This is a genomic window from Bacillus sp. XF8 (assembly GCF_017498755.1).
Lineage (GTDB): Bacteria > Bacillota > Bacilli > Bacillales > Bacillaceae_G > Bacillus_A > Bacillus_A bingmayongensis.
In genome coordinates, this window is the sequence record NZ_JAGDQK010000039.1 from 22,831 (window position 1) to 46,800 (window position 23,970).

General features: G+C 36.7%; 20 protein-coding genes. All 20 read left to right on the forward strand.

Annotated features, from left to right (window positions below; genetic code table 11):
• The first annotated feature begins 24 nt into the window (after nt 1-24).
• On the forward strand, nt 25-1,299 hold the full coding sequence (gene yfmF / locus J4P91_RS22175; RefSeq protein WP_207995864.1) for an EF-P 5-aminopentanol modification-associated protein YfmF: 1,275 nt from the start codon (nt 25-27) through the stop codon (nt 1,297-1,299).
• Nucleotides 1,300-2,586 carry an EF-P 5-aminopentanol modification-associated protein YfmH gene (gene yfmH / locus J4P91_RS22180; RefSeq protein ID WP_017151292.1) on the forward strand — a complete coding sequence of 429 codons (1,287 nt, stop codon included), beginning with the start codon at nt 1,300-1,302 and terminating at the stop codon, nt 2,584-2,586.
• Nucleotides 2,587-2,769: 183 nt separating this feature from the next.
• Nucleotides 2,770-3,483 (forward strand): elongation factor P 5-aminopentanone reductase, encoded by a 714-nt coding sequence (gene ymfI, locus J4P91_RS22185; RefSeq protein ID WP_207995865.1) that lies wholly within the window; start codon nt 2,770-2,772, stop codon nt 3,481-3,483.
• A gap of 79 nt (nt 3,484-3,562) precedes the next feature.
• On the forward strand, nt 3,563-3,811 hold the full coding sequence (locus J4P91_RS22190) for a DUF3243 domain-containing protein (protein ID WP_000114454.1): 249 nt from the start codon (nt 3,563-3,565) through the stop codon (nt 3,809-3,811).
• A gap of 138 nt (nt 3,812-3,949) precedes the next feature.
• A complete protein-coding gene (locus J4P91_RS22195; RefSeq protein ID WP_017151294.1) occupies nt 3,950-4,735 on the forward strand; it encodes a DUF3388 domain-containing protein in 786 nt (261 codons plus the stop codon).
• Between the two features lie 12 nt (nt 4,736-4,747).
• The gene (locus J4P91_RS22200; protein ID WP_207995866.1) at nt 4,748-5,659 is read left to right on the forward strand and encodes a helix-turn-helix domain-containing protein; all 912 of its coding nucleotides are present in this window, start codon (nt 4,748-4,750) and stop codon (nt 5,657-5,659) included.
• Between the two features lie 64 nt (nt 5,660-5,723).
• Complete coding sequence (gene pgsA / locus J4P91_RS22205; RefSeq protein ID WP_207995867.1) at nt 5,724-6,302, forward strand: CDP-diacylglycerol--glycerol-3-phosphate 3-phosphatidyltransferase; 579 nt, start codon at nt 5,724-5,726, stop codon at nt 6,300-6,302.
• Nucleotides 6,303-6,322: 20 nt separating this feature from the next.
• Nucleotides 6,323-7,561 (forward strand): competence/damage-inducible protein A, encoded by a 1,239-nt coding sequence (locus J4P91_RS22210; protein ID WP_207995868.1) that lies wholly within the window; start codon nt 6,323-6,325, stop codon nt 7,559-7,561.
• Between the two features lie 142 nt (nt 7,562-7,703).
• Complete coding sequence (recA, locus tag J4P91_RS22215; protein WP_017151298.1) at nt 7,704-8,735, forward strand: recombinase RecA; 1,032 nt, start codon at nt 7,704-7,706, stop codon at nt 8,733-8,735.
• 431 nt (nt 8,736-9,166) lie between these two features.
• Nucleotides 9,167-10,729, forward strand: a complete 1,563-nt coding sequence (rny, locus tag J4P91_RS22220) for a ribonuclease Y (protein WP_000099780.1) — start codon at nt 9,167-9,169, stop codon at nt 10,727-10,729.
• A 198-nt stretch (nt 10,730-10,927) separates the two neighbouring features.
• A complete protein-coding gene (locus tag J4P91_RS22225; RefSeq protein ID WP_003199419.1) occupies nt 10,928-11,722 on the forward strand; it encodes a TIGR00282 family metallophosphoesterase in 795 nt (264 codons plus the stop codon).
• A gap of 148 nt (nt 11,723-11,870) precedes the next feature.
• Nucleotides 11,871-12,131: a stage V sporulation protein SpoVS gene (gene spoVS, locus J4P91_RS22230; RefSeq protein ID WP_000404341.1), complete on the forward strand. Its 261-nt coding sequence runs from the start codon at nt 11,871-11,873 to the stop codon at nt 12,129-12,131.
• A gap of 23 nt (nt 12,132-12,154) precedes the next feature.
• Nucleotides 12,155-13,117 (forward strand): dipeptidase, encoded by a 963-nt coding sequence (locus J4P91_RS22235; protein ID WP_207995869.1) that lies wholly within the window; start codon nt 12,155-12,157, stop codon nt 13,115-13,117.
• Nucleotides 13,118-13,374: 257 nt separating this feature from the next.
• Nucleotides 13,375-15,132, forward strand: a complete 1,758-nt coding sequence (locus J4P91_RS22240; protein ID WP_207995870.1) for a 2-oxoacid:acceptor oxidoreductase subunit alpha — start codon at nt 13,375-13,377, stop codon at nt 15,130-15,132.
• On the forward strand, nt 15,119-15,985 hold the full coding sequence (locus tag J4P91_RS22245; RefSeq protein WP_017151301.1) for a 2-oxoacid:ferredoxin oxidoreductase subunit beta: 867 nt from the start codon (nt 15,119-15,121) through the stop codon (nt 15,983-15,985). The genes J4P91_RS22240 and J4P91_RS22245 overlap by 14 nt, the downstream gene beginning before the upstream one ends.
• A 400-nt stretch (nt 15,986-16,385) precedes the next feature.
• Nucleotides 16,386-17,915, forward strand: a complete 1,530-nt coding sequence (gene miaB, locus J4P91_RS22250; RefSeq protein ID WP_017151302.1) for a tRNA (N6-isopentenyl adenosine(37)-C2)-methylthiotransferase MiaB — start codon at nt 16,386-16,388, stop codon at nt 17,913-17,915.
• 3 nt (nt 17,916-17,918) lie between these two features.
• The gene (locus J4P91_RS22255; protein WP_017151303.1) at nt 17,919-18,350 is read left to right on the forward strand and encodes a YlbF/YmcA family competence regulator; all 432 of its coding nucleotides are present in this window, start codon (nt 17,919-17,921) and stop codon (nt 18,348-18,350) included.
• A 130-nt stretch (nt 18,351-18,480) separates the two neighbouring features.
• Nucleotides 18,481-19,023, forward strand: coding sequence for an outer spore coat protein CotE (gene cotE / locus J4P91_RS22260; RefSeq protein ID WP_017151304.1), 543 nt, complete (start codon nt 18,481-18,483; stop codon nt 19,021-19,023).
• Nucleotides 19,024-19,203: 180 nt separating this feature from the next.
• A complete protein-coding gene (gene mutS, locus J4P91_RS22265) occupies nt 19,204-21,876 on the forward strand; it encodes a DNA mismatch repair protein MutS (RefSeq protein ID WP_207995871.1) in 2,673 nt (890 codons plus the stop codon).
• 8 nt (nt 21,877-21,884) lie between these two features.
• Nucleotides 21,885-23,816 carry a DNA mismatch repair endonuclease MutL gene (gene mutL, locus J4P91_RS22270; protein WP_207995872.1) on the forward strand — a complete coding sequence of 644 codons (1,932 nt, stop codon included), beginning with the start codon at nt 21,885-21,887 and terminating at the stop codon, nt 23,814-23,816.
• Nucleotides 23,817-23,970 lie beyond the last annotated feature (154 nt).

Sequence of the window (23,970 nt, forward strand, 5' to 3'; positions counted from 1 at the left end):
TATATACGTAAAGGAGGGCTATTAATGAAACTGATGGAACAGCAAATGCATGAATTAGGTGGTTTGCGTGTACATATGATTCCGACAGATAAATATAAAACAAATACATTTGTATTTCGCTTTAAAGCACCATTGAATGAAGAAACGGTGACAGAGCGTGCTTTATTACCATATGTATTGCAGAGTGCAACAGAAAAATTACCATCCGTAATTCGTCTTCGCCAATATTTAGAGGAATTGTACGGTTCTTCCCTAGCGGTAGATGTAAGTAAAAAAGGAGAAGATCATATCATCTCCATTTATGTGGATATTGCCAATGAAACCTATTTACAGGATGCACCACCACTCTTTGAAAAGGCACTGTCTATGCTGTCGGATATCGTATTACATCCAGCAACGGAAGGAAGCGGTTTTTTACAGTCAATTGTAGAAAGTGAAAAAAGAGCGCTCGTGCAACGGATTGAAGCTACATATGATGATAAAATGCGCTATGCTAATGAACGATTAATTGAAGAAATGTGTAAAGTAGAACCGTATCGTTTAAGTGCAAATGGTCAAAAAGAGCGCGTTGCTTCCATTACGAATGAAACGTTATACCGCTATTATCAAAAGGTGTTAGCGGAAGATGAAATGGATCTATATATCATTGGTGATATAGCTGAAGAGGCGATTGGCTTAGTAGGTAAATACTTTTCAATCGCGCCTCGTACAGCAAAAGAGAAAAATGTCATTCTTCATAAGCGAAATAATGAAGAACAAGAAATTGTCGAAAAACAAGAATTAAAGCAGAGTAAGTTAAATATCGGATATCGCACATATATTACGTACCGTGATGAAGATTATTTTGCGCTGCAGCTGTTTAATGGGCTATTTGGCGGATTCTCACACTCAAAATTATTTGTGAATGTACGCGAAAAAAATAGTTTAGCGTATTATGCAGCATCACGTTTTGAAAGTCATAAAGGTCTTCTCTTTGTTATGTCGGGAATTGAAGCGAAAAATTATGAAAAAGCGGTCGAGATTATTAAAGAGCAAATGAAAGCGATGCAAAGCGGTGACTTTTCAGAAGAAGAGATTCATCAAACAAAAAGTGTCATTCAAAATCAAATTTTAGAGGCCATTGATACACCGCGTGGTTTCGTGGAAATGCTTTATCATGGCGTCATTGCAGAACGTACGCGTCCAGTAGAGGAATGGTTAACTGGGATTGAACGTGTTACAAAAGAGGAAATTGTAAAGGTTGCCAATAGCATTGAGCTAGATACCATTTACTTTTTACACGGGACGGAGGGCGAATAGATGGAGAAAATTCCTTATGAACAATTAAAAGAAACGCTTTATTATGAAAAGCTTCCGAATGGATTAGATGTATATATATTGCCGAAGCAAGGATTTAACAAAACTTTTGCAACGTTTACAACAAAATATGGTTCCATTGATAATACGTTTGTCCCGCTTGGAAAAGAAGAAATGGTTCGAGTGCCAGATGGGATTGCTCATTTTCTTGAGCATAAATTGTTTGAAAAAGAAGATCATGACGCGTTTCAATTGTTTAGTAAACAAGGTGCTTCTGCGAATGCCTTTACGTCATTTACGAGAACAGCGTATTTGTTTTCGTGTACATCAAATGTAGAACAAAATTTAAATACATTATTAAATTTTGTTCAGGAACCTTATTTCTCTGAAAAAACAGTTGAGAAAGAAAAGGGGATTATTGGTCAAGAAATTCAAATGTATCAAGATAATCCAGATTGGCGTTTGTATTTTGGTTTAATCGATAGTTTATTTGTTAAACATCCAGTTAAAATTGATATTGCAGGAACGATTGAGTCTATTAGTAAAATTACAAAAGACTTATTGTATGAGTGCTATGAGACATTTTATCATCCTAGCAATATGTTGTTATTTGTTGTAGGAGCAATTGATCCAGAAAAAACAATGAATGTAGTACGTGAAAACCAAGCGAAAAAAGATTATAAAAATCAACCAGAAATCGCACGTTCATTTGAAGATGAACCAGAATCAGTAAATGAAAAGAAAAAAATTATTTCTATGCCTGTTCAAACACCGAAATGTTTAGTCGGTATTAAAGCGACTGGACTTAAAGAAAAAGGGCAAGAGCTTTTGAAACAAGAGATTGCGCTTACATTACTTTTAGATTATTTATTTGGAAAAGGATCAGCTCATTATGAGTCATTATATAATGAAGGACTCATTGATGATTCATTCTCTTATGATTATACAGAAGAGAGCAACTTTGGTTTTGCAATGGTTGGTGGTGATACGAAACAGCCTGATGAGCTGGCAGATCGTTTGAAAAGTATTCTACTACAGACAAATTATGGTGAGTTAGATAAGGAGACGCTAGAGCGTGTAAAGAAAAAGAAAATTGGTGGATTCTTACGCTCGCTTAACTCACCTGAATATATTGCAAACCAATTCACAAGGTATGCGTTTAATGAATCTAGTTTGTTTGATGCTCTTTCTGTTTTAGAGGGCTTAACTGTTCAAGATTTACAAGAAGCAGCAAAAGTATTTTTATCTGAGGAAAGAATGAGTATTTGCCAAGTCTTGCCAAAGAAATAACGTGAAACATGAATAAGTTGGGCTTAAGCTTTACAATTTAGAATTTTACGGACAGTTTATCCATCTCCCTCACCTAACTTTTTGGTTATTGCCGAATTGTAAGGTGAGGGTATTATTTGTTTGTGAATACATGATAAAATTAATGATTTGAAAGAGTTTCTCTGTAGAGGAAAGAGGATACATATGACAAAGTTTGCGTTAGTGACTGGAGGAAGCGGTGGAATCGGCTCCGCAATTTCAAAACAATTAGTTGAAGATGGGTATACGGTGTATGTTCATTACAACAAGAGTGAAGAGAAAATAAAAGAATTAAAGCTAGAGCTTGGTGCAATTATTCCAGTTCAAGCTAATTTGGCAATAGCAGATGGCGTGCAAAAGCTATGGAAACAAATACATCATCCTATTGATGTGATTGTGTATGCAGCTGGAAAGAGTATATTTGGTTTGGCGACAGATGTGACAAATGGGCAATTGAATGAAATGGTGGAATTGCAAGTGAAGAGTGTCTATAATCTTCTTTCACTTGCGCTTCCATCGATGATTCGCCTCAGAAGTGGAAATATCGTTGTTATTTCATCTATATGGGGACAAGTAGGAGCGTCTTGTGAGGTGCTATATTCTATGGTAAAAGGTGCACAAAATTCTTATGTGAAAGCACTCGCAAAAGAGGTTGCACTAAGTGGTATACGTGTAAATGCAGTGGCACCAGGAGCAATAGAGACAGAAATGTTAAGCGTGTTTTCAGAAGAGGACAAGAAAGGAATTGCAGAAGAAATTCCAGCTGGAAGGATTGGATTTCCAGAAGAAGTCGCAAAAACTGTTTCTTTCCTTGTATCACCAGGGGCTTCGTATATAACAGGGCAAATTATTGGGGTGAATGGTGGCTGGCATTGTTAAAATAAAAATTTGTACATAAAAAATAAGAAATTGTACAAATTAAGCATGATTCTATTACTTAATAGTGAGGTGCTTAATCATGTCAGTACTAGATAATTTTGACCAGTGGAAAAGCTTTTTAGGAGAGCGCTTAGAACAGGCGCAAGGAAAAGGACTTGATGGTGGTGCAGTTTCAGATATGGCATTCCGTGTAGGTGATTATTTGGCAAATGAAGTAGAGGCGCGAAATGATCAAGAAAAATTATTAGCGGAGCTTTGGAAAGTTGCTGATGAACAAGAACAACATACAATCGCTAATTTAATGGTAAAGTTTGTGCAACATAAGTAAAAAAAGAGAGGAGAAAATCCTCTCTTTTTTTTAGGTATTGAAAATACCATGCTTCAATTATACATTTATCTTCCCTATTAACGTAAAATCATATAATATAGTACGTAGGTGTAAAGTAAGCAAGGGGAGTGACGTCTGATGATTGAATGGTATTTTGAATATGAAATACATAAAAACCGACCTGGCTTGCTTGGTGACGTTTCTTCGTTAATCGGTATGCTTGGCATTAATATTGTCACAATTAATGGTGTAGATAATGCTCGGCGTGGACTGTTGCTTATGTGTGATAATCAAGAGCAGATCTCTAGACTTGAATCAATTTTGAATACGATGGATAATATAACGGTAACGAAATATCGTCCGCCAAAGCTCAGAGATAGGTTGGCAGTTAGGCACGGTAGGTACATACAGCGAGATGCAGATGATAAGAAGACATTTCGTTTTGTGCGTGATGAATTGGGTTTACTCGTTGATTTTATGGCAGAAATAATGAAAAAAGAAGGACATAAACTCATCGGGATAAGAGGGATGCCTCGCGTTGGAAAAACAGAATCTATCGTTGCTGCAAGCGTTTGTGCAAATAAGCGTTGGCTTTTTGTTTCGTCTACTCTTATTAAGCAAACTGTACGCAGTCAACTGATTGAAGATGAGTATAGTGACGACAATATTTTTATATTAGATGGCATTGTTTCAACAAAGCGTGCAAATGAAAGGCATTGGCAACTTGTTCGTGAAATTATGAGATTACCCGCAACTAAAGTCGTCGAACATCCAGATGTATTTGTGAGTCAATCAGAATATACACTTGATGATTTTGATTATATTATTGAATTGCGTAACGATTATGATGAAGAAATTCAATATAATTTAGTAGATGAAATTGAGCAAGGAACGCAAAATAATTTCTCTATGTTTGACTTTTAAGGAAATATTGAGGTGTTAGCAGTGACGGAATTAGGACAAAAGCTGAAGGAAGCAAGAGAAGCGAAAGGCTTGTCTATTGATCAGCTACATGAGGTTACGAAAATTCAAAAACGTTATTTAGTAACAATTGAAGAGGGCGATTATAGTATATTGCCCGGTGCATTTTATGCACGTGCATTTATTAAACAATATGCGGACGCGGTTGGTCTGAACGGAGAAGAGTTACTTGTAGAGTATCAGAGTATCATACCACAATCTGAGTCTCATGATGTACCGCAAGTATCAACAAGTCAAAAGACACAAGAAACCATGCAAAAAGCAGCATCGCTTCCAATAGCAGATCATATGCCTAAAATATTGATTGCATTATTGGTAATTGCAGTAGGGGTAGCTGTGTGGTTTGTTTTCCAATGGTTAGCTGGAAAAGATGAAGGGCAAGTAAAACAAACGAAAAGTGAACAAATAGAAGTACAGAAGGCGAAAAATTCTCCGCTGGATCAAAAGGAAGAAGATGTAAAAGAAGAAGAATCTAAAAAAGAAGAACCGAAGAAAGAAGAACCACCAGCACAACAACCGACTACTGGTCAAGAAGAAGTGAAGGTTGTTGGAACAAGTGGTAAGGTATCTACTTTGGAAATTCATAATAATAAAGCACTGGAGTTAGAAATTACAGCGAAGGGTGCAAGTTATGTAGATGTTAAAAATGAAGGTGGAAATGTCATTTTTAATGGTACACTTCAAGAAGGTCAAACAGAGAAACATGATTTAACAACAGCAAAAGAAGTACTTCTCAACATTGGAAGTGCACCGAATGTTGAAATTAAACTGAATGGCCAAGTTGTTGCATTCCCACTAGATCCAGAAAAGGAATATCACCAAAGATTAGTGATTAAAAATCTAGGGGTAGGGCAACCTGCACAATAACAGTCATCGCTTCGATGACTTTTTTCCAATGAACAAATGTTTTTGACATGATGGAGGAATAGCTGTGAATTTACCAAATAAAATTACAATATCTCGAATCTGCTTAATTCCAATTTTTTTAGTAATTATGTTAGCTCCTTTTAACTGGGGAACATATACAGTTGGAAATGTAGATTTACCAATTCAACATTTAGTAGGAGCGATCATTTTTATTATTGCTTCAGCTACAGATTGGATTGATGGACATTATGCAAGAAAACACAACCAAGTGACGAATTTAGGGAAGTTTTTAGATCCATTAGCAGACAAATTATTAGTATCTGCAGCGTTAATTACACTTGTAGATTTACATTATGTAGCAACATGGATAGCGATTGTTATTATTAGTCGTGAATTTGCAGTTACAGGGCTTCGCCTTGTGTTGGCTGGTACAGGAGAAGTATCTGCTGCGAAAATGCCTGGTAAAATAAAAATGTGGATGCAAGTAGTTGCGATTTCTGCATATTTACTTCACGATGTACCATTAAATTTAATTCATATTCCAGTTGCAGAGATTACAATATGGATTGCACTTATTTTTACGATTATTTCAGGATGGGATTATTTCTGGAAAAATAGAGCTGTATTTAAGAATTCAAAATAACAGCTTATGGGGGAATCGGAATGAATGCCGAAATTATTGCGGTTGGAACAGAATTGTTACTCGGACAAATTACAAATACAAATGCAAAGTTTTTATCTGAAAAGTTAGCTTCCATTGGAATTAATGTGTATTATCATACTGTTGTGGGTGATAATAATCATCGTTTACAAGAAGCGATTCAAATTGCTGAGAAGCGTGCAGATATACTCATTTTTACTGGTGGATTAGGACCGACAAAAGATGATTTAACGAAAGAAACAATTGCGTCAACTTTACAAGAAGAACTTGTTTATGATGAAGTGGCATTAACGTCAATTGGTGAGTATTTTAAACGTACAGGACGCGAGTTCACAGAAAATAATAAGAAACAAGCACTTGTTTTAAAAGGGTCGACTGTATTTGCAAATGATCATGGTATGGCTCCGGGTATGGGGTTAGCTAAGAACGAGAAGGTTTATATTCTATTACCAGGACCGCCAAAAGAAATGAAACCGATGTATACAAATTACGTAGAGCCATTTTTACGTAACTTTACAACTGAAGAGCATATATATTCCCGTGTTCTTCGCTTTTTCGGCATTGGAGAATCCCAACTGGAAGTGAAAGTTCAAGACTTAATTGACGGGCAAACGAATCCGACAATTGCTCCGCTAGCTTCAGATGGAGAAGTAACGCTTCGTTTGACCGCTAAACATCAGGATGTAAAAAAAGCGGAAATGCTCATTCAACATGTAGAAGATTTGATCTTAGAACGAGTAGGGGAATTTTTCTACGGATATAATCAAGATTTTCTTCATAATAAAGCAATTGATTTATTGAAGAAAAAAGGTTTAACTTTAGCGTGTGCGGAAAGTTTAACGGGCGGTCTGTTTGGAAATCAAGTAACAGAAAATGCCGGCGTATCTTCTGTGTTTAAAGGCGGCGTGATTTGCTATCATAACGATGTGAAACAACATGTTTTACAAGTACCTGAAGAAACATTACAAACGGTCGGTGCTGTTAGCGAACAATGTGCTCGTTATCTTGCTGAAAATGTTAAAATACTTTTAAAAGCAGATATCGGAATTAGTTTCACTGGAGTAGCAGGGCCGGATGCTTCGGAAAATAAAGAACCAGGAACTGTAGTTGTTGGGTTAGCGATAAAGGGTGAGCCCACAGTAGTATTTCCTCTTAAATTGAGTGGAAGTCGTCAGCAAATAAGAGAACGCTCTACAAAATATGGATTTTATCATTTATATAAAAAACTAGAAGAGATGTGAGTTTCTTCTAGTTTTTTTGTGGGGAAAAATGAAAGATTTTCCATGGAAAACAAAAAAACGAATAAATGTTCGATTTTTGTTGGCAAATTGATATAGAAATAGGTATAATAAGATTAGCAATTCAGTTAAGGAGGAATTTTGAATGAGTGATCGTCAAGCGGCATTAGATATGGCGTTAAAACAAATAGAGAAGCAATTTGGTAAAGGTTCAATTATGAAATTAGGAGAACAGGCAGAACGTAGAGTTTCTACGGTGCCAAGCGGTTCGTTAGCACTTGATGTAGCTTTAGGTGTTGGTGGTTACCCAAGAGGGCGTATTATTGAAATCTACGGACCTGAAAGTTCAGGTAAAACAACGGTTTCCTTACATGCGATTGCAGAAGTGCAACGTCAAGGTGGACAAGCAGCATTTATTGATGCGGAACATGCAATGGATCCGGTATATGCACAAAAGTTAGGTGTTAATATTGATGAGCTACTATTATCACAGCCTGATACAGGAGAACAAGGTCTAGAAATTGCAGAAGCATTAGTACGAAGCGGTGCAATTGATATTATCGTAATTGACTCTGTAGCGGCTCTTGTACCAAAAGCGGAAATCGAAGGGGAAATGGGTGACTCTCACGTTGGTTTACAAGCACGTTTAATGTCACAAGCACTTCGTAAGCTTTCTGGTGCGATTAATAAATCAAAAACAATTGCAATCTTTATTAACCAAATTCGTGAAAAAGTTGGGGTTATGTTCGGGAACCCAGAAACAACTCCAGGTGGTCGTGCGTTGAAATTCTATTCAACAGTTCGTCTTGAAGTGCGTCGCGCTGAGCAATTAAAGCAAGGTAACGACATTGTTGGTAACAAAACAAAAGTAAAAGTAGTAAAAAATAAAGTAGCACCTCCTTTCCGTGTTGCTGAAGTTGATATTATGTACGGAGAAGGAATTTCAAGAGAAGGCGAAATTTTAGATATGGCTTCTGAACTTGATATCGTTCAAAAAAGTGGCGCTTGGTATTCTTATAATGAGGAACGTTTAGGACAAGGGCGCGAAAATGCAAAACAATTCTTAAAAGAAAACCCAGAATTAAGAGATGAAATTGCATTCTTTATTCGTGAGCATCATGGTATTGGTGAAGCTGCTGCTTCTGAAAACTTAGAAGAAAGTACTCTTCTGGATTAATAAAAGACACGATTCCGTGTCTTTTATTTTTATCCCACAATAATATGTAGCAAAATCTTTCGCTAAGGTCCTCTCGTTTGTTAGAACTGATTTGGTAAGGGTTGTCATCATTGGTGAATATAAACTTTCTTCGTTAAAAGAAGATTTACATGACAAAGGTAAAGAAAGTAAAAGTAGACAACGCTTGACAATGAAAAATGCGATAGATACAATGAGAATGTATATTTTTTCTTATATACGATACACTCTTCTCTAGAAGAGAAGTAACATTCGGAGTAGGTTCTATACCTTTTCGAAATAATAATATGACATTTTAATTGTGAAATGAAGAAAATCCCTTAAAAAAGCGGGGCGACGGTCTTTGCTGTACGTTGCAAATCAATGTACATGCCGACAGTCTTTTTTCATTCATAGCAAGGGGAGGTGAAATCATGAGTAGTACAGTTTGGGTACTCATCTCCATTTTGCTTGCAACAGTCGGTGCAGTTGTTGGCTTTTTTGTTCGAAAGTCTATTGCAGAAGCGAAGATTAATGGTGCAGCAAACGAAGCGAGACGTATTTTAGAAGATGCAAATCGCGAAGCAGAGGCACTTAAGAAAGAAGCGCTTTTAGAAGCAAAGGATGAAATTCATACACTTCGTACAGAAGCTGAATTAGAAATTCGTGACCGTAGAAGCGAATTACAAAAACAAGAAAATCGTTTAATGCAAAAAGAAGAGAACCTTGATCGTAAAGACGAAACGCTCGATAAGCGCGAGCAAATGTTAGAAAAGAAAGAGGAATCTCTTGTAGCGAGACAACAACAGATTGAAGAGTTGGAAAGCAAAGTGGGAGAGTTAGTTCAAAAGCAACAAACGGAATTAGAGCGCATTTCCAATCTGACACGCGAACAAGCGAAAGCAATCATTTTAGGGAAAGTGGAAAGTGAAATTTCTCATGAAATTGCCGTTATGGTAAAAGAAAGTGAAGTTCGTGCGAAAGAAGAGGCGGATAAGAAAGCAAAAGAGATTTTATCTCTTGCAATGCAAAGATGTGCAGCTGATCATGTTGCTGAAACAACCGTTTCGGTTGTAAATCTTCCAAATGACGAAATGAAAGGACGTATCATCGGACGAGAAGGACGTAATATTCGTACGCTAGAAACGTTAACGGGTATTGATCTTATTATTGATGATACGCCAGAAGCGGTAATCCTATCAGGATTTGATCCAATTCGTCGTGAAACTGCTCGTATCGCTCTTGATAAGCTCGTACAGGATGGACGTATTCACCCAGCACGGATTGAGGAAATGGTTGAAAAGTCAAGACGTGAAGTGGATGAGTATATTCGTGAAGTGGGAGAACAAACGACATTTGAAGTAGGTGTACATGGATTACATCCAGATTTAATCAAAATTTTAGGTCGTTTGAAATTCCGTACAAGTTATGGTCAAAACGTGTTAAAACATTCTATGGAAGTAGCGTATTTAGCAGGGCTTATGGCAGCTGAGCTTGGCGAGGACGAAAAGTTAGCGAGACGTGCAGGTCTATTGCATGATATCGGAAAAGCAATTGATCATGAAGTAGAGGGAAGTCACGTTGAAATTGGTGTTGAACTCGCAACGAAATATAAAGAGCATCCAGTTGTTATTAATAGTATCGCATCTCACCATGGTGATACAGAGCCAACTTCTATCATTGCCGTTTTAGTTGCAGCAGCGGATGCGTTATCAGCTGCAAGACCAGGAGCTCGTAGTGAGACACTGGAAAACTATATTCGCCGTCTTGAAAAGTTAGAAGAGATTTCAGAATCCTATGAAGGAGTAGAGAAATCCTTTGCAATTCAAGCAGGACGCGAAGTTCGCATCTTGGTAAAACCGGATACAATTGATGATTTAGAAGCTCATCGTTTAGCACGTGATATTCGAAAACGTATTGAAAATGAACTGGATTATCCAGGACATATTAAAGTAACAGTTATTCGTGAAACACGTGCAGTGGAATACGCAAAATAAAGTGGTGAAACACCACTTTATTTTTTTGTGTTGGGATTGGGCAATATAAAATAAAACGCTTGTAAATCATCTTTATTCAATTTCAATTCTAATTGGCTAGAATAGAAGAAAAGTTTAAATGAGCAGTTTGTTTTTCTTATAAGTGAATAGCTTGTAAGGTAGTAATAAAATAAGTAGTACATAGAAAGGGTAAGACATATGAGAATTTTATTTGTTGGAGATGTAGTAGGATCCCCTGGAAGAGGTATGATTCAACAATACGTACCGGCGTTAAAAAAGAAATATACGCCTACAGTAACAATTATTAATGGAGAAAATGCTGCAGGTGGTCGTGGTATTACAGAGAAAATTTACCGAAACTTTTTAGAGTGTGGTGCACAAGCAGTTACGCTTGGGAATCATGCTTGGGATAACCGTGAAGTGTTTGAATTTATTGATGATGCAAAATATCTTGCAAGACCAGCCAATTTCCCAGAGGGAACACCAGGAAAAGGACTTATTTTTGTAAATTGTAACGGTACAGAAGTAGCGGTAATTAACTTACAAGGACGTACGTTCCTTCCGCCAATTGATTGTCCGTTCCGAAAAGTGGATGAATTAATTAACATTGCGAAAAAGCGCACAAATATTATCTTTATTGATTTTCATGCTGAGACAACAAGTGAAAAACAAGCACTTGGTTGGTACGTAGACGGACGTGCTACAGCGGTAGTAGGCACACATACGCATGTTCCAACAGCAGATAATCGTATTTTACCAAGCGGGACAGCTTACATTACAGATGTTGGAATGACTGGTCCATATGATGGGATTTTAGGTATGGATCGTGAAGCTGTACTGAAGAAGTTTTTAACGAATTTACCTGTACGTTTTGAAGTAACAAATGGGAGAACGCAGTTAAGTGCAGTATTAATTGATGTGGATCCGAATACAGGAAAAGCGAAAAAAATTGAACGTATTTTAATCAATGATGATCAGCCATTTTTTGAATAATATTATTTAAAAGTTAGAAAAAACATTATATTTTAATTTTTTAGAAAAATTACAGAAATTTAGCAGGAATACATGTCTTTCCTCGTGAATATAAGTTAAAGTGAAATAATCGCTAATACTTTTTAAAGAAACGAGGAGGAAACGAGGAATGGAAATATTAAAAGTTAAAGCAACTTCGGTCCCTAACTCTGTAGCCGGTGCACTTGCTGGAGTTATTCGCGAACGCGGAACAGCAGAAATCCAAGCTATTGGCGCAGGTGCATTAAATCAAGCCGTGAAGGCAGTAGCAATTGCAAGAGGGTTTGTAGCGCCTAGTGGTTTGGATTTGATTTGTATCCCAGCTTTTACAGACATTATGATTGATGGTGAAGAACGTACAGCAATAAAATTAATTGTAGAACCTCGTTAAGTTTAAACAACCTGTTTGCTTTTATGCAAACAGGTTGTTTTTATGGAGAAGGAGGAATAAAAGTGAAAGTGTTTGATGCACATTGTGATGTATTATGGCAACTATGGAATGCAAAAGGAAAGAAGGATTTTCAAAATGATCCGTCTTTACATATTACATTTGAACAATTGGAGCAAAGAAAGGGAAGTGTACAATGCTTTGCGATATATGTACCTGAAACAGTACCATATGAACAACGTTTTGAAGCGGCGCTAGCTATGGTAGATATATTTTATAAGCAGGTTTTATCGTTACCAAACATGAAATTGATTCAGACAAAAAAAGATATAGAGCAGTTAGGACCAAATGAAGTCGGCGCCATTTTAACATTAGAAGGTGGCGAAGCAGTTGGAAAAGACAGGATGAAATTACGCACTCTCTATCGTTTAGGAGTCCGTTCTATGGGACTCACGTGGAATCATGCGAATTTACTAGCTGATGGAGCACTGGAAACAAGAGGAGCTGGACTTACTACTTTTGGTAAGAAGATTGTAGAAGAGCTGAATTCATTTCGTTTATGGACAGATATGTCTCACTTAAATGAAAAAGGATTTTGGGATGTGATGGAAATTGCTCGATATCCAATTGCATCACATTCAAATTGTTATGAGCTTTGTCAGCACCCGCGTAATCTGAAAGATGAACAAGTACAAGCACTTATTCAAAAAGATGGTGTAATTGGTGTAACGTTCGTTCCAGAGTTTTTAACCAATCATAGACCTGCTTATATGGATGACATATTACGGCATGTGGAACGCATTTGTTCACTTGGAGGAGAGCGTAATATAGGATTTGGTTCGGATTTTGATGGTATCACAGAAACGGTTGTCGGTGTGGAAGCATATCGGCGTTATGAATATGTAATCAATGAACTGAGTAAGCGATACAGTGAAACGAATGTCCAAAGTTTTCTGTATAATAATTTTATTAATCATATTTCTTTTTAGAGACTTATTTTATGCTGTGTTTTCGATTTAAAATAAGAAGTTAGAAAAATTAAAAAATTTGAATAAAATCAAGCCGAAATATTGCATTTTTTTCATTGTAAGGCTAGAATTGTAGACGAATTAAGATTACGCAAAACATTTAGGTAAGTCTGAAGAGGTATAATTTGCGTCCATTGTAGTTTCTTTGCATAAAAAGTGCTACACTATTACTGTAAAAAAATACACTACAATGAATGCAGCCAAAAGGGGTGTAGGAGATGATTAGTCAACTTTCATGGAAAGTTGGAGGACAACAAGGTGAAGGAATTGAAAGTACAGGAGAAATCTTCTGTATTGCATTAAACCGCTTAGGGTATTACCTATACGGTTACCGCCACTTTTCATCACGAATTAAGGGTGGTCATACAAATAATAAGATTCGCGTAAGTACAACTGAAGTACGCGCAATATCAGATGATTTAGATATTTTAATTGCTTTTGATCAAGAAACAATTGATTTTAACTTCCACGAACTACGACCAGGTGGAATTGTCGTTGCAGACGCAAAGTTTAATCCAACTATACCAGAAAGCGCAGATGTAAATCTATATGCAATACCGTTTACAGATATTGCTTCTGAGCTAGGTACATCATTAATGAAAAACATGGTTGCTGTCGGGGCATCTAGTGCAGTATTAGGATTAGATGAAACTGTATATCTAGAAGTTGTTGATGAAATTTTCGGCCGCAAAGGAGAGCAAGTTGTTGCGAAGAATATGGAAGCAATTAAACGCGGCTCTCAATACATGAAAGAATTGCTTGGTGAAAAAGTAAACATGATGCAGCTTGAAAAAGCTGATGGTCAAAAACGTATGTTTATGATTGGTAACGATGCAATTGCATTCGGAGCAGTAGCTGGTGGTGCTCGCTTTATGTCAGCATATCCAATTACACCTGCATCTGAAATTATGGAATATTTAATTAAAAAACTTCCAAAAGTAGGCGGAACAGTCATCCAAACTGAGGATGAAATTGCTGCTTGTACAATGGCAATTGGTGCAAACTATGCTGGTGTACGTACACTAACAGCATCAGCAGGACCTGGTCTATCTTTAATGATGGAAGCAATCGGTTTAGCTGGTATTACAGAAACACCGCTTGTTATCGTTGATACACAGCGTGGTGGTCCAAGTACTGGTTTACCAACAAAACAAGAACAATCGGATTTAATGGCAATGATTTACGGTACGCATGGTGAAATTCCAAAAATCGTAATGGCGCCAAGTACTGTTGAAGAAGCGTTTTATGATATTGTCGAAGCATTTAACTTAGCGGAAGAATATCAAGTACCTGTTATTTTCTTAACAGACTTACAGCTTTCTTTAGGAAAACAAACAGTAGAACCACTGAAGTTAGACAGAGTAGAAATTCGCCGCGGTAAGCTTGATTTACAAGCAGAGTTACCAGAGCGTGAAAATAAAGCTTACTTTAAACGTTACGAAGTAACAGAAGATGGTGTTTCACCACGCGTTTTACCTGGTATGAAAAATGGTGTTCATCATGTTACAGGTGTAGAACATGATGAAACTGGTAAACCATCTGAATCAGCACTGAATCGTAAAGCACAAATGGACAAACGTTTCCGTAAAATGGAGAATCTAAAATTTAATACCCCTGTATATAAAAATGCCAAGTATGATGACGCTGATGTATTATTAGTAGGTTTTAACTCTACTCGTGGTGCAATTGAAGAAGCGATGGAGCGTTTAGAGCAAGAAGGATTAAAAGTAAATCATGCTCATGTTCGTTTAATTCATCCGTTTCCAACACATGAAATCCTTCCACTTGTGAAGAGTGCAAAGCGCGTTGTTGTTGTGGAAAATAATGCAACAGGCCAGCTTGCTAACATTATGAAGATGAATCTTGGCAGTGGAGAGAAAATTTCTAGTCTGTTAAAATACGACGGAAATCCATTCTTACCAAAAGAAATTTACAACGAATGCAAAAAAGGGGTTGTATTAAATGGCAACATTTAAGGACTTTCGTAACAGCGTAAAACCAAACTGGTGTCCAGGTTGCGGTGACTTCTCAGTGCAAGCGGCAATTCAACGTGCAGCTGCGAACGTTGGTTTAAATCCAGATGATTTAGCTGTTATTTCAGGTATCGGCTGTTCTGGTCGTATTTCAGGTTATATCAATTCATATGGCGTTCATAGTATTCATGGACGTGCACTTCCAATTGCACAAGGTGTGAAAATGGCAAACCGTGATTTAACGGTCATCGCATCTGGTGGTGACGGAGATGGCTTTGCAATCGGTATGGGACATACCATTCATTCAATTCGTCGTAACATCGACATTACGTACATCGTTATGGATAACCAAATTTACGGTTTAACAAAAGGTCAAACATCACCACGTAGTGAAGCAGGATTTAAAACGAAAAGTACACCACAAGGTTCAATTGAGCCAGCATTATCTGTAATGGAAATGGCATTAACAGCTGGTGCGACATTTGTTGCACAAAGTTTCTCTAGTGATTTAAAAGAATTAACACAGCTAATTGAAGCTGGTATTAAGCATAAAGGATTCTCTTTAATTAACGTATTTAGTCCATGCGTAACTTATAATAAAGTAAATACGTATGATTGGTTTAAAGAGAATTTAACAAAACTAAGCACAGTAGAAGGATACGATCCATCTAATCGTATGATTGCTATGCAAACATTGATGGAAAACAAAGGTTTAGTAACGGGATTGATTTATCAAAATACAGAACAGCCTTCTTACCAAGAACTTGTAAAGGGATATAGTGAAAAACCTTTAGTGCAAGCTGATTTACAGATGGATCAAAAAATGTTCGATGAACTCGTTGCTGAATTTATGTAATTATAATAAAAGAGCTGCTTAACGGCAGCTTTTTTTATTTACTCAGAAAATTCAGAATGATAAAATGGTAGTGTATCGTCTTGTCAGAAAAAATTAGTTTGTGCGCTGTAGTACGTGGGTATGATACTGTCTCTTTGTTGTTAAATTTGGATAAACATCTTATACTATGATAGTGTGTATAGAAATAAAGTAATATGTTTTTAAAGGACAAGGTTAAAACAACAAAAAAGGGAATGTCTATTGGTGTCGGGAAGACCCCATTCTTATGGATGGTTAGATCGATTACTTGGGTTTCAAGGGGCAAGCTATCTCTCAAACTATTCTAATCTTTAAGATGGGTCTGATTGTCATTAAAATGGACTACAGAGTGTGTATAGTTAAGGTTGAAAGGAGATTACCCATGAACGAGCAACAACGATTAGCAAGTCAACAAGCGAATTCTTCTATGAAAAAAGAAGAAAAAGATTATAGCAAATACTTTGAAAGTGTATATCAGCCACCTTCCTTGAAGGATGCGAAAAAACGCGGGAAAGAAGAAGTGAAAATCGAGCGTGATTTTGGTTTACCAGAAGAGTTTCGTAACTTTGGTGCTGGAAGAAAGTTTTATATCCGTACTTATGGATGTCAAATGAATGAGCATGATACAGAAGTAATGGCTGGTATTTTTACAGCGCTTGGATATGAACCAACATTTTCGACAGAAGATGCAGATGTGATTCTATTAAATACTTGTGCCATTCGTGAAAATGCTGAGAATAAAGTATTTGGTGAACTTGGTCATTTAAAACCATTAAAACAAAGAAACCCTGATCTTTTAATCGGTGTTTGTGGTTGTATGTCTCAAGAAGAATCTGTTGTAAACAAAATTATGCAAAAAAACCAACATGTAGATATGGTATTTGGTACACATAATATTCATCGTTTGCCGTACATTTTAAAAGATGCGATGTTCTCAAAAGCGACAGTTGTTGAAGTATGGTCAAAAGAAGGGGATGTAATTGAAAACCTTCCGAAGGTGCGTCGTGGTGATATTAAGGCATGGGTAAATATTATGTATGGATGCGACAAATTCTGTACATATTGCATCGTACCATATACACGTGGTAAAGAACGTAGTCGCCGCCCAGAAGATATTATTAATGAAGTCCGTCATTTAGCGGCAAATGGGTATAAAGAAATTACGTTGCTTGGTCAGAACGTAAACGCATATGGTAAAGACTTTGAAGATTTAGAATATGGTCTTGGCGATTTAATGGATGAACTTCGTAAGATTGATATAGCACGTGTTCGTTTTACAACAAGTCACCCGCGTGATTTCGATGATCACTTAATTGAGGTGCTTGGAAAAGGCGGTAATTTAGTTGAACATATCCACTTACCAGTGCAATCTGGAAGTACAGATATGCTAAAAATTATGGCACGTAAATATTCACGAGAACATTATCTAGAACTTGTACGTAAGATTAAAGAAGCGATCCCGAATGCAGTATTAACAACTGATATTATCGTAGGTTTCCCAAATGAAACTGATGAGCAGTTTGAAGAAACGATGTCGTTATATCGTGAAGTAGGTTTTGATAGTGCATTTACATTTATTTATTCTCCACGTGAAGGTACACCTGCTGCAAAAATGAAGGATAATGTACCGATGGAAGTAAAAAAAGAGCGTTTACAACGTTTAAATGCATTAGTTAATGAGTATTCTATGGAAAAGAATAAACGATATAAAGGCCAAATCGTTGAAGTACTAGTTGATGGAGAGAGTAAGAATAATCCTGATGTGCTTGCAGGCTATACGCGTGCAAATAAGCTTGTAAACTTCGTAGCTCCAAAATCTGCAATCGGTCAGCTTGTAAAAGTAAAAGTAACAGAAGCAAAAACTTGGTCTCTAAACGGGGAATTGGTTGAGGAGCCGATCGAGGTGAAATAATAGATGAAAGTTTATACAAAAGATGAAATTGTTGAGCAAGCGAAAGAATTAGCGAAAATGATTTCTGAAACAGAAGAAGTGGATTTCTTTAAACGTGCGGAAGCACAAATTCATAAAAATGAAAATGTAAAATATGCAATTGATGAAATTAAAGCATTGCAAAAACAAGCAGTAAACTTACAGCATTATGGAAAATGGGAAGCGTTGAAAAAAGTAGAAGCGGAAATAGATGCTCTGCAAGATAAACTTGATAGCATTCCGGTTGTACAGGAATTTAAATCTTCACAAACATATGTAAATGATTTACTGCAACTTGTAGCAAGTACCATTTCTAATAACGTCACGGATGAAATTTTAATTTCAACTGGTGGCAATGTGTTAAAAGGCGAAACAGGTGCTGAAGTAGAGAGTAAAAAAGGCAACTGTGGTTGTTAAGGGAGATGTCCTATGGACATCTCTTTTTTTGTTTTTATTCTGCTCTATAGTCTTTTGTCAAAAAAAGAATGACACATTCCGCTATTGTCACGCATATGATTAAGTGAATATTGATTGAGGAGGGTTACGAATGTCCGAATTTAGAGAGATTATTACAAAAGCGGTAGTGGGAAAAGGACGTAAGTATACAAAGTCAACGCATACATGTGAATCAAATCATGAGCCGACAAGTATTCTCGGATGTTGGGTAATTAATCACACATATGAAGCGAGAAAGAATGGGAAGTCTGTAGAAATTGAAGGATACTACGATGTGAATACGTGGTACTCATTTGATGAAAACACAAAAACAGAAGTTGTAACAGAACGTGTTAGTTACACGGATGAAGTGAATGTTGGATATCGTGACAAAAACTTTTCAGGTGAAGATTTAGAAATTATTGCCCGCGTTATTCAACATCCAAATTGTTTAGAAGCAATCGTTTCACCAAATGGTAATAAAATTGTTGTAACTGTAGAGCGTGAATTTGTAACAGAAGTTGTCGGTGAAACAAAAATTTGTGTAAATGTAAATCCAGATGGATGTCCAGAGGATGAGGATAACTTTGAAGTAGATGATGATGAATTTGAAGAGTTAGATCCAAACTTTATTGTAGATGCAGAAGAAGAGTAAGAAGAGGCTAGGAAGAAATTCTTCCTAGCTTTTTTACATAGTATAAGTGATATTGAATAGAACTGTTTTGTATCGGAAATGTGCTATAATGAAGAGAGACTCCTATAAGTGGAGAGAAAATTGTCCGTGAAGTACGGCATATAATATATAGCACATTTTTATGAAGTATGGAGGAAACAAATGGCTCAGTATACCCCTATGATACAACAATATTTAAAGGTCAAGGCAGACTATCAAGATGCCTTTTTATTTTTTCGTTTAGGTGATTTTTATGAAATGTTCTTTGAAGATGCGGTTAAGGCAGCTCATGAACTTGAAATTACGCTAACAAGCCGAGATGGTGGAAGTAGTGATCGAATACCGATGTGTGGTGTTCCGTACCATGCTGCGAAAAATTATATTGAACAGCTTGTTGAAAAAGGATATAAAGTTGCAATTTGTGAACAAGTAGAAGATCCGAAAACAGCAAAAGGTGTTGTACGTCGTGAAGTCGTTCAATTAATTACGCCAGGAACCATGATGGAGGGGCGGACGATTGATGAAAAAGAAAATAACTTCTTAGCTGCGTTAACTCATTTTGAAGATGGCTCTTATGCATTAGCTTGTAATGATTTAACAACAGGGCAAAATACAGTCACATTGTTAACAGGTTCTGTAGAAGATGTATTATTAGAAGTCTACGCAACAGGTTCAAAAGAAATTGTTGTAGATTCTACATTTTCAAAAGATGAGCTAAACAAGTTGACGGAAACATTAAAGATGACAATCTCTTATGAAGATGAAACGAAAGTTCCTGAAGGATTACAGCATCTTGTGAGAAATGTAACTCAAACGAAATTAGTTACAGCAGTAGGGCGCTTATTGAATTATGTACTAAGAACGCAAAAACGTTCATTAGATCATTTACAGCCAGTAGATATTTATTATACAAATCAATTTATGAAAATTGATGTGCATTCAAAGCGTAATTTAGAGTTAACAGAGACCCTTCGAACAAAAGAGAAAACAGGATCCCTCCTATGGCTATTAGATAAAACAAAAACAGCGATGGGTGGACGGATGTTAAAACAGTGGATGGAACGCCCGCTTATACAAAAAGACAAGATTGAAGAGCGTTTAGAAATGGTTGAAACATTTGTGAATGACTATTTCTTACGTGAAGATTTAAAAGAAAAACTAAAAGAAGTGTATGACTTAGAGCGCTTAGCGGGAAAAGTCGCATATGGTAGCGTTAATGCGCGCGATTTACTGCAATTAAAACGTTCTCTACTGCAGGTTCCGACCATTTTAGAGGCGGTTAGTTTGATAGATAATTCTTATGCGGCAAGATTAATTCAAGGCGTTGATCCATGTGAAAGTTTAACAGAGTTACTAGATAGAAGTATTCAAGAAAACCCGCCGCTGTCTATAAAAGATGGGGATATAATAAAAGATGGTTATAATGACAAGCTAGATGAATATCGTTATGTTAGTAAGAACGGAAAAACATGGATTGCAGAGCTTGAAAAACGTGAACGTGACATTACGGGAATTAAATCGTTAAAGATTGGTTACAACCGTATTTTTGGCTACTATATTGAAGTGACAAAGGCAAACCTTGCTTCGCTTCCAGAAGGGCGTTATGAGCGCAAACAGACGCTTGCAAATGCGGAGCGCTTCATTACAGATGAATTAAAAGAAAAAGAAACATTGATTTTAGAGGCAGAAGAAAAAATTGTACAGTTAGAATATGATTTATTTACTGCACTTCGTGAAGAAGTAAAAGTGTTTATTCCGAAATTACAGCATCTAGCCAAAGTGATTAGTGAACTAGATGTACTGCAAAGTTTTGCTACAGTGAGTGAAGAAGAACAATTTGTAAAACCAGTTTTAACAGATAAGCGTGAAATCTTTATTAAAGATGGGCGCCATCCTGTTGTAGAAAAAGTATTGAACGGCAAATTGTATGTTCCGAACGATTGTGTGATGCCTGAAAACATGGATGTCTTTTTAATTACAGGTCCAAACATGTCTGGTAAAAGTACGTATATGCGTCAATTAGCACTTGTTACTGTTATGTCGCAAATCGGTTGCTTTGTACCTGCAACAGAAGCTGTATTACCAGTCTTCGATCAAATCTTTACGAGAATTGGTGCAGCAGATGATTTAATTTCAGGTCAAAGTACGTTTATGGTCGAAATGTTAGAAGCAAAAAATGCGATTGCAAATGCATCAGAAAGAAGTTTAATTTTATTTGATGAAATCGGACGCGGTACATCTACGTATGACGGCATGGCACTTGCACAAGCAATCATCGAGCATATTCATGACCAAATTGGAGCGAAGACACTATTCTCAACACATTACCATGAGTTAACTGTATTAGAAGAAAGCTTAGAGCAACTGAAAAACGTACACGTTTCAGCTATTGAAGAAAACGGAAATGTTGTTTTCTTGCATAAGATTCAAGACGGTGCAGCGGATAAAAGTTATGGTATTCATGTTGCCCAGCTTGCTGAGCTTCCAGATAGCTTAATTGCTCGTGCAAAAGAAGTATTGGCCCAGCTAGAAGGACAAGAGGAAATCATTATTCCGAAACGAGCGGAAGTGAAAGTACAAGAAGAAATTGTCCAAGAATCAGTAGTTGTAAAAGAAGAATCAGAACCACTGCCAGAGGAAAAAGAAGACTCTGCAGAATCACAACTATCTTTCTTTGCTACAGAACAGCCTGTGAAAAAAGAAGACAAGCCTATGTTTGATCAAAAAGAAACAGCTGTATTAACGCAAATTAAAAAAATCGATTTACTTGATATGACACCTTTAGAAGCGTTAAATGAATTGTATCGTTTACAGAAAAAGCTAAAGAAAGGATGAGTAAGTAGATGGGGAAAATTCGCAAACTCGATGACCAACTCTCCAACTTAATTGCGGCAGGAGAAGTAGTTGAACGCCCTGCTTCAGTTGTAAAAGAACTTGTCGAAAATTCCATCGATGCGAATAGTACATCTATTGAAATCCACTTAGAAGAAGCTGGATTATCGAAAATTCGCATCATTGATAATGGAGATGGCATTGCTGAAGAAGATTGTATTGTTGCATTTGAACGTCATGCAACAAGCAAAATTAAGGATGAAAATGATCTATTTCGCATACGGACGTTAGGTTTCCGTGGTGAGGCATTGCCAAGTATCGCATCTGTTAGTGAACTAGAGCTCATTACAAGTACAGGGGATGCACCGGGTACGCATCTGATTATTAAAGGCGGAGACATTATAAAGCAGGAAAAAACAGCGAGCCGTAAAGGAACGGACATTACGGTTCAAAACCTGTTTTTTAACACGCCAGCACGTCTTAAATATATGAAAACAATTCATACAGAGCTTGGGAATATTACAGACATTGTGTATCGCATTGCAATGTCTCATCCAGAAGTATCTTTGAAACTGTTTCATAATGAGAAAAAATTGCTTCATACATCAGGAAATGGTGACGTGAGACAAGTTCTTGCCGCAATTTATAGTATTCAAGTTGCGAAAAAATTGATTCCAATTAAAGTAGAATCATTAGACTTTACAATTCGTGGTTATGTAACGTTACCTGAAGTAACGAGAGCATCTCGTAACTACATGTCAACGATTGTAAATGGTCGTTACGTTCGTAACTATGTCTTAATGAAAGCTATTCAGCAAGGATATCACACATTACTTCCAGTTGGTCGCTATCCAATCGGTTTCTTATCAATTGAAATGGATCCAATGCTAGTTGATGTCAACGTTCATCCAGCGAAATTAGAGGTGCGCTTCAGTAAAGAGCAGGAATTACTGCAATTAATTGAAAAGACATTACAGGATGCCTTTAAAAAGATTCAGTTAATTCCAGATGCTGGTGTTACAACGAAGAAAAAAGAAAAAGATGAAAGTGTACAAGAGCAATTTCATTTTGAACATACAAAACCGAAAGAACCACCAATGCCCAATATTGTCTTACCAACTGGGATGGATGAAAAGCAAGAAGAAGTTCAAGCAAAACCACAAAACCAAAATCTACTTTGGCAACCACCAAAGCAAGAATGGCAACCTCCTGAGTCTGTAGTAAGAGAAGAAAATAATTGGCAACCGTCTAAACCAATCATTGAAGAGCCTCTTCAAGAAGAAAAAGACTGGGACAGTAGCGATGAAGACTTTGAATTAGAGGAATTAGAAGAAATCCAAGAAGTCAAAATGAACGGAAATGATTTACCACCGCTTTATCCAATTGGGCAAATGCATGGAACTTATATTTTCGCCCAAAATGATAAAGGATTATATATGATTGATCAACATGCGGCGCAAGAACGAATCAATTATGAATATTTCCGTGACAAAGTAGGGCAAGTTACGCAAGAAGTACAAGAATTACTCGTACCATATCGTATTGACTTATCTCTCAATGAATTTTTACGTGTTGAAGAACAATTAGAGGAATTAAAAAAAGTAGGATTATTCCTAGAACAATTCGGTCATCAATCTTTTATTGTTCGCTCGCATCCAACATGGTTTCCAAAAGGAAAGGAAACAGAAATCATCGATGAAATGATGCAGCAAGTCGTCAAACTAAGAAAAGTCGATATAAAAAAACTGCGTGAAGAAGCAGCGATTATGATGAGCTGTAAAGCATCGATCAAAGCAAACCAATATTTAACGAACGATCAAATCTTTGCTTTGCTTGAAGAACTTCGCACAACGACAAATCCTTACACATGTCCGCATGGTAGACCGATTCTGGTGCATCATTCGACGTATGAACTGGAGAAGATGTTTAAGCGGGTGATGTAGGGGAGTTGTGCGAAGGGAAAAATTAATTAGACTAGGGGAAAATTGATAAACATGAAGATTTTTTTGTTATTATTTCAATAAAATTATGAAGCGGTTATGTGAAAAGGGGCAATAGTAACAAGTTGCTCCTTTTTTAAATAATTCTATGAAACAT

Coding starts and splice junctions, on each gene's coding strand:
- yfmF (WP_207995864.1), top strand. CDS start 25: ATGAAACTGATGGAACAGCAAATGCATGAATTAGGTGGTTTGCGTGTA.
- yfmH (WP_017151292.1), top strand. CDS start 1,300: ATGGAGAAAATTCCTTATGAACAATTAAAAGAAACGCTTTATTATGAA.
- ymfI (WP_207995865.1), top strand. CDS start 2,770: ATGACAAAGTTTGCGTTAGTGACTGGAGGAAGCGGTGGAATCGGCTCC.
- J4P91_RS22190 (WP_000114454.1), top strand. CDS start 3,563: ATGTCAGTACTAGATAATTTTGACCAGTGGAAAAGCTTTTTAGGAGAG.
- J4P91_RS22195 (WP_017151294.1), top strand. CDS start 3,950: ATGATTGAATGGTATTTTGAATATGAAATACATAAAAACCGACCTGGC.
- J4P91_RS22210 (WP_207995868.1), top strand. CDS start 6,323: ATGAATGCCGAAATTATTGCGGTTGGAACAGAATTGTTACTCGGACAA.
- recA (WP_017151298.1), top strand. CDS start 7,704: ATGAGTGATCGTCAAGCGGCATTAGATATGGCGTTAAAACAAATAGAG.
- rny (WP_000099780.1), top strand. CDS start 9,167: ATGAGTAGTACAGTTTGGGTACTCATCTCCATTTTGCTTGCAACAGTC.
- J4P91_RS22225 (WP_003199419.1), top strand. CDS start 10,928: ATGAGAATTTTATTTGTTGGAGATGTAGTAGGATCCCCTGGAAGAGGT.
- spoVS (WP_000404341.1), top strand. CDS start 11,871: ATGGAAATATTAAAAGTTAAAGCAACTTCGGTCCCTAACTCTGTAGCC.
- J4P91_RS22235 (WP_207995869.1), top strand. CDS start 12,155: ATGCAAACAGGTTGTTTTTATGGAGAAGGAGGAATAAAAGTGAAAGTG.
- J4P91_RS22240 (WP_207995870.1), top strand. CDS start 13,375: ATGATTAGTCAACTTTCATGGAAAGTTGGAGGACAACAAGGTGAAGGA.
- J4P91_RS22245 (WP_017151301.1), top strand. CDS start 15,119: ATGGCAACATTTAAGGACTTTCGTAACAGCGTAAAACCAAACTGGTGT.
- miaB (WP_017151302.1), top strand. CDS start 16,386: ATGAACGAGCAACAACGATTAGCAAGTCAACAAGCGAATTCTTCTATG.
- J4P91_RS22255 (WP_017151303.1), top strand. CDS start 17,919: ATGAAAGTTTATACAAAAGATGAAATTGTTGAGCAAGCGAAAGAATTA.
- cotE (WP_017151304.1), top strand. CDS start 18,481: ATGTCCGAATTTAGAGAGATTATTACAAAAGCGGTAGTGGGAAAAGGA.
- mutS (WP_207995871.1), top strand. CDS start 19,204: ATGGCTCAGTATACCCCTATGATACAACAATATTTAAAGGTCAAGGCA.
- mutL (WP_207995872.1), top strand. CDS start 21,885: ATGGGGAAAATTCGCAAACTCGATGACCAACTCTCCAACTTAATTGCG.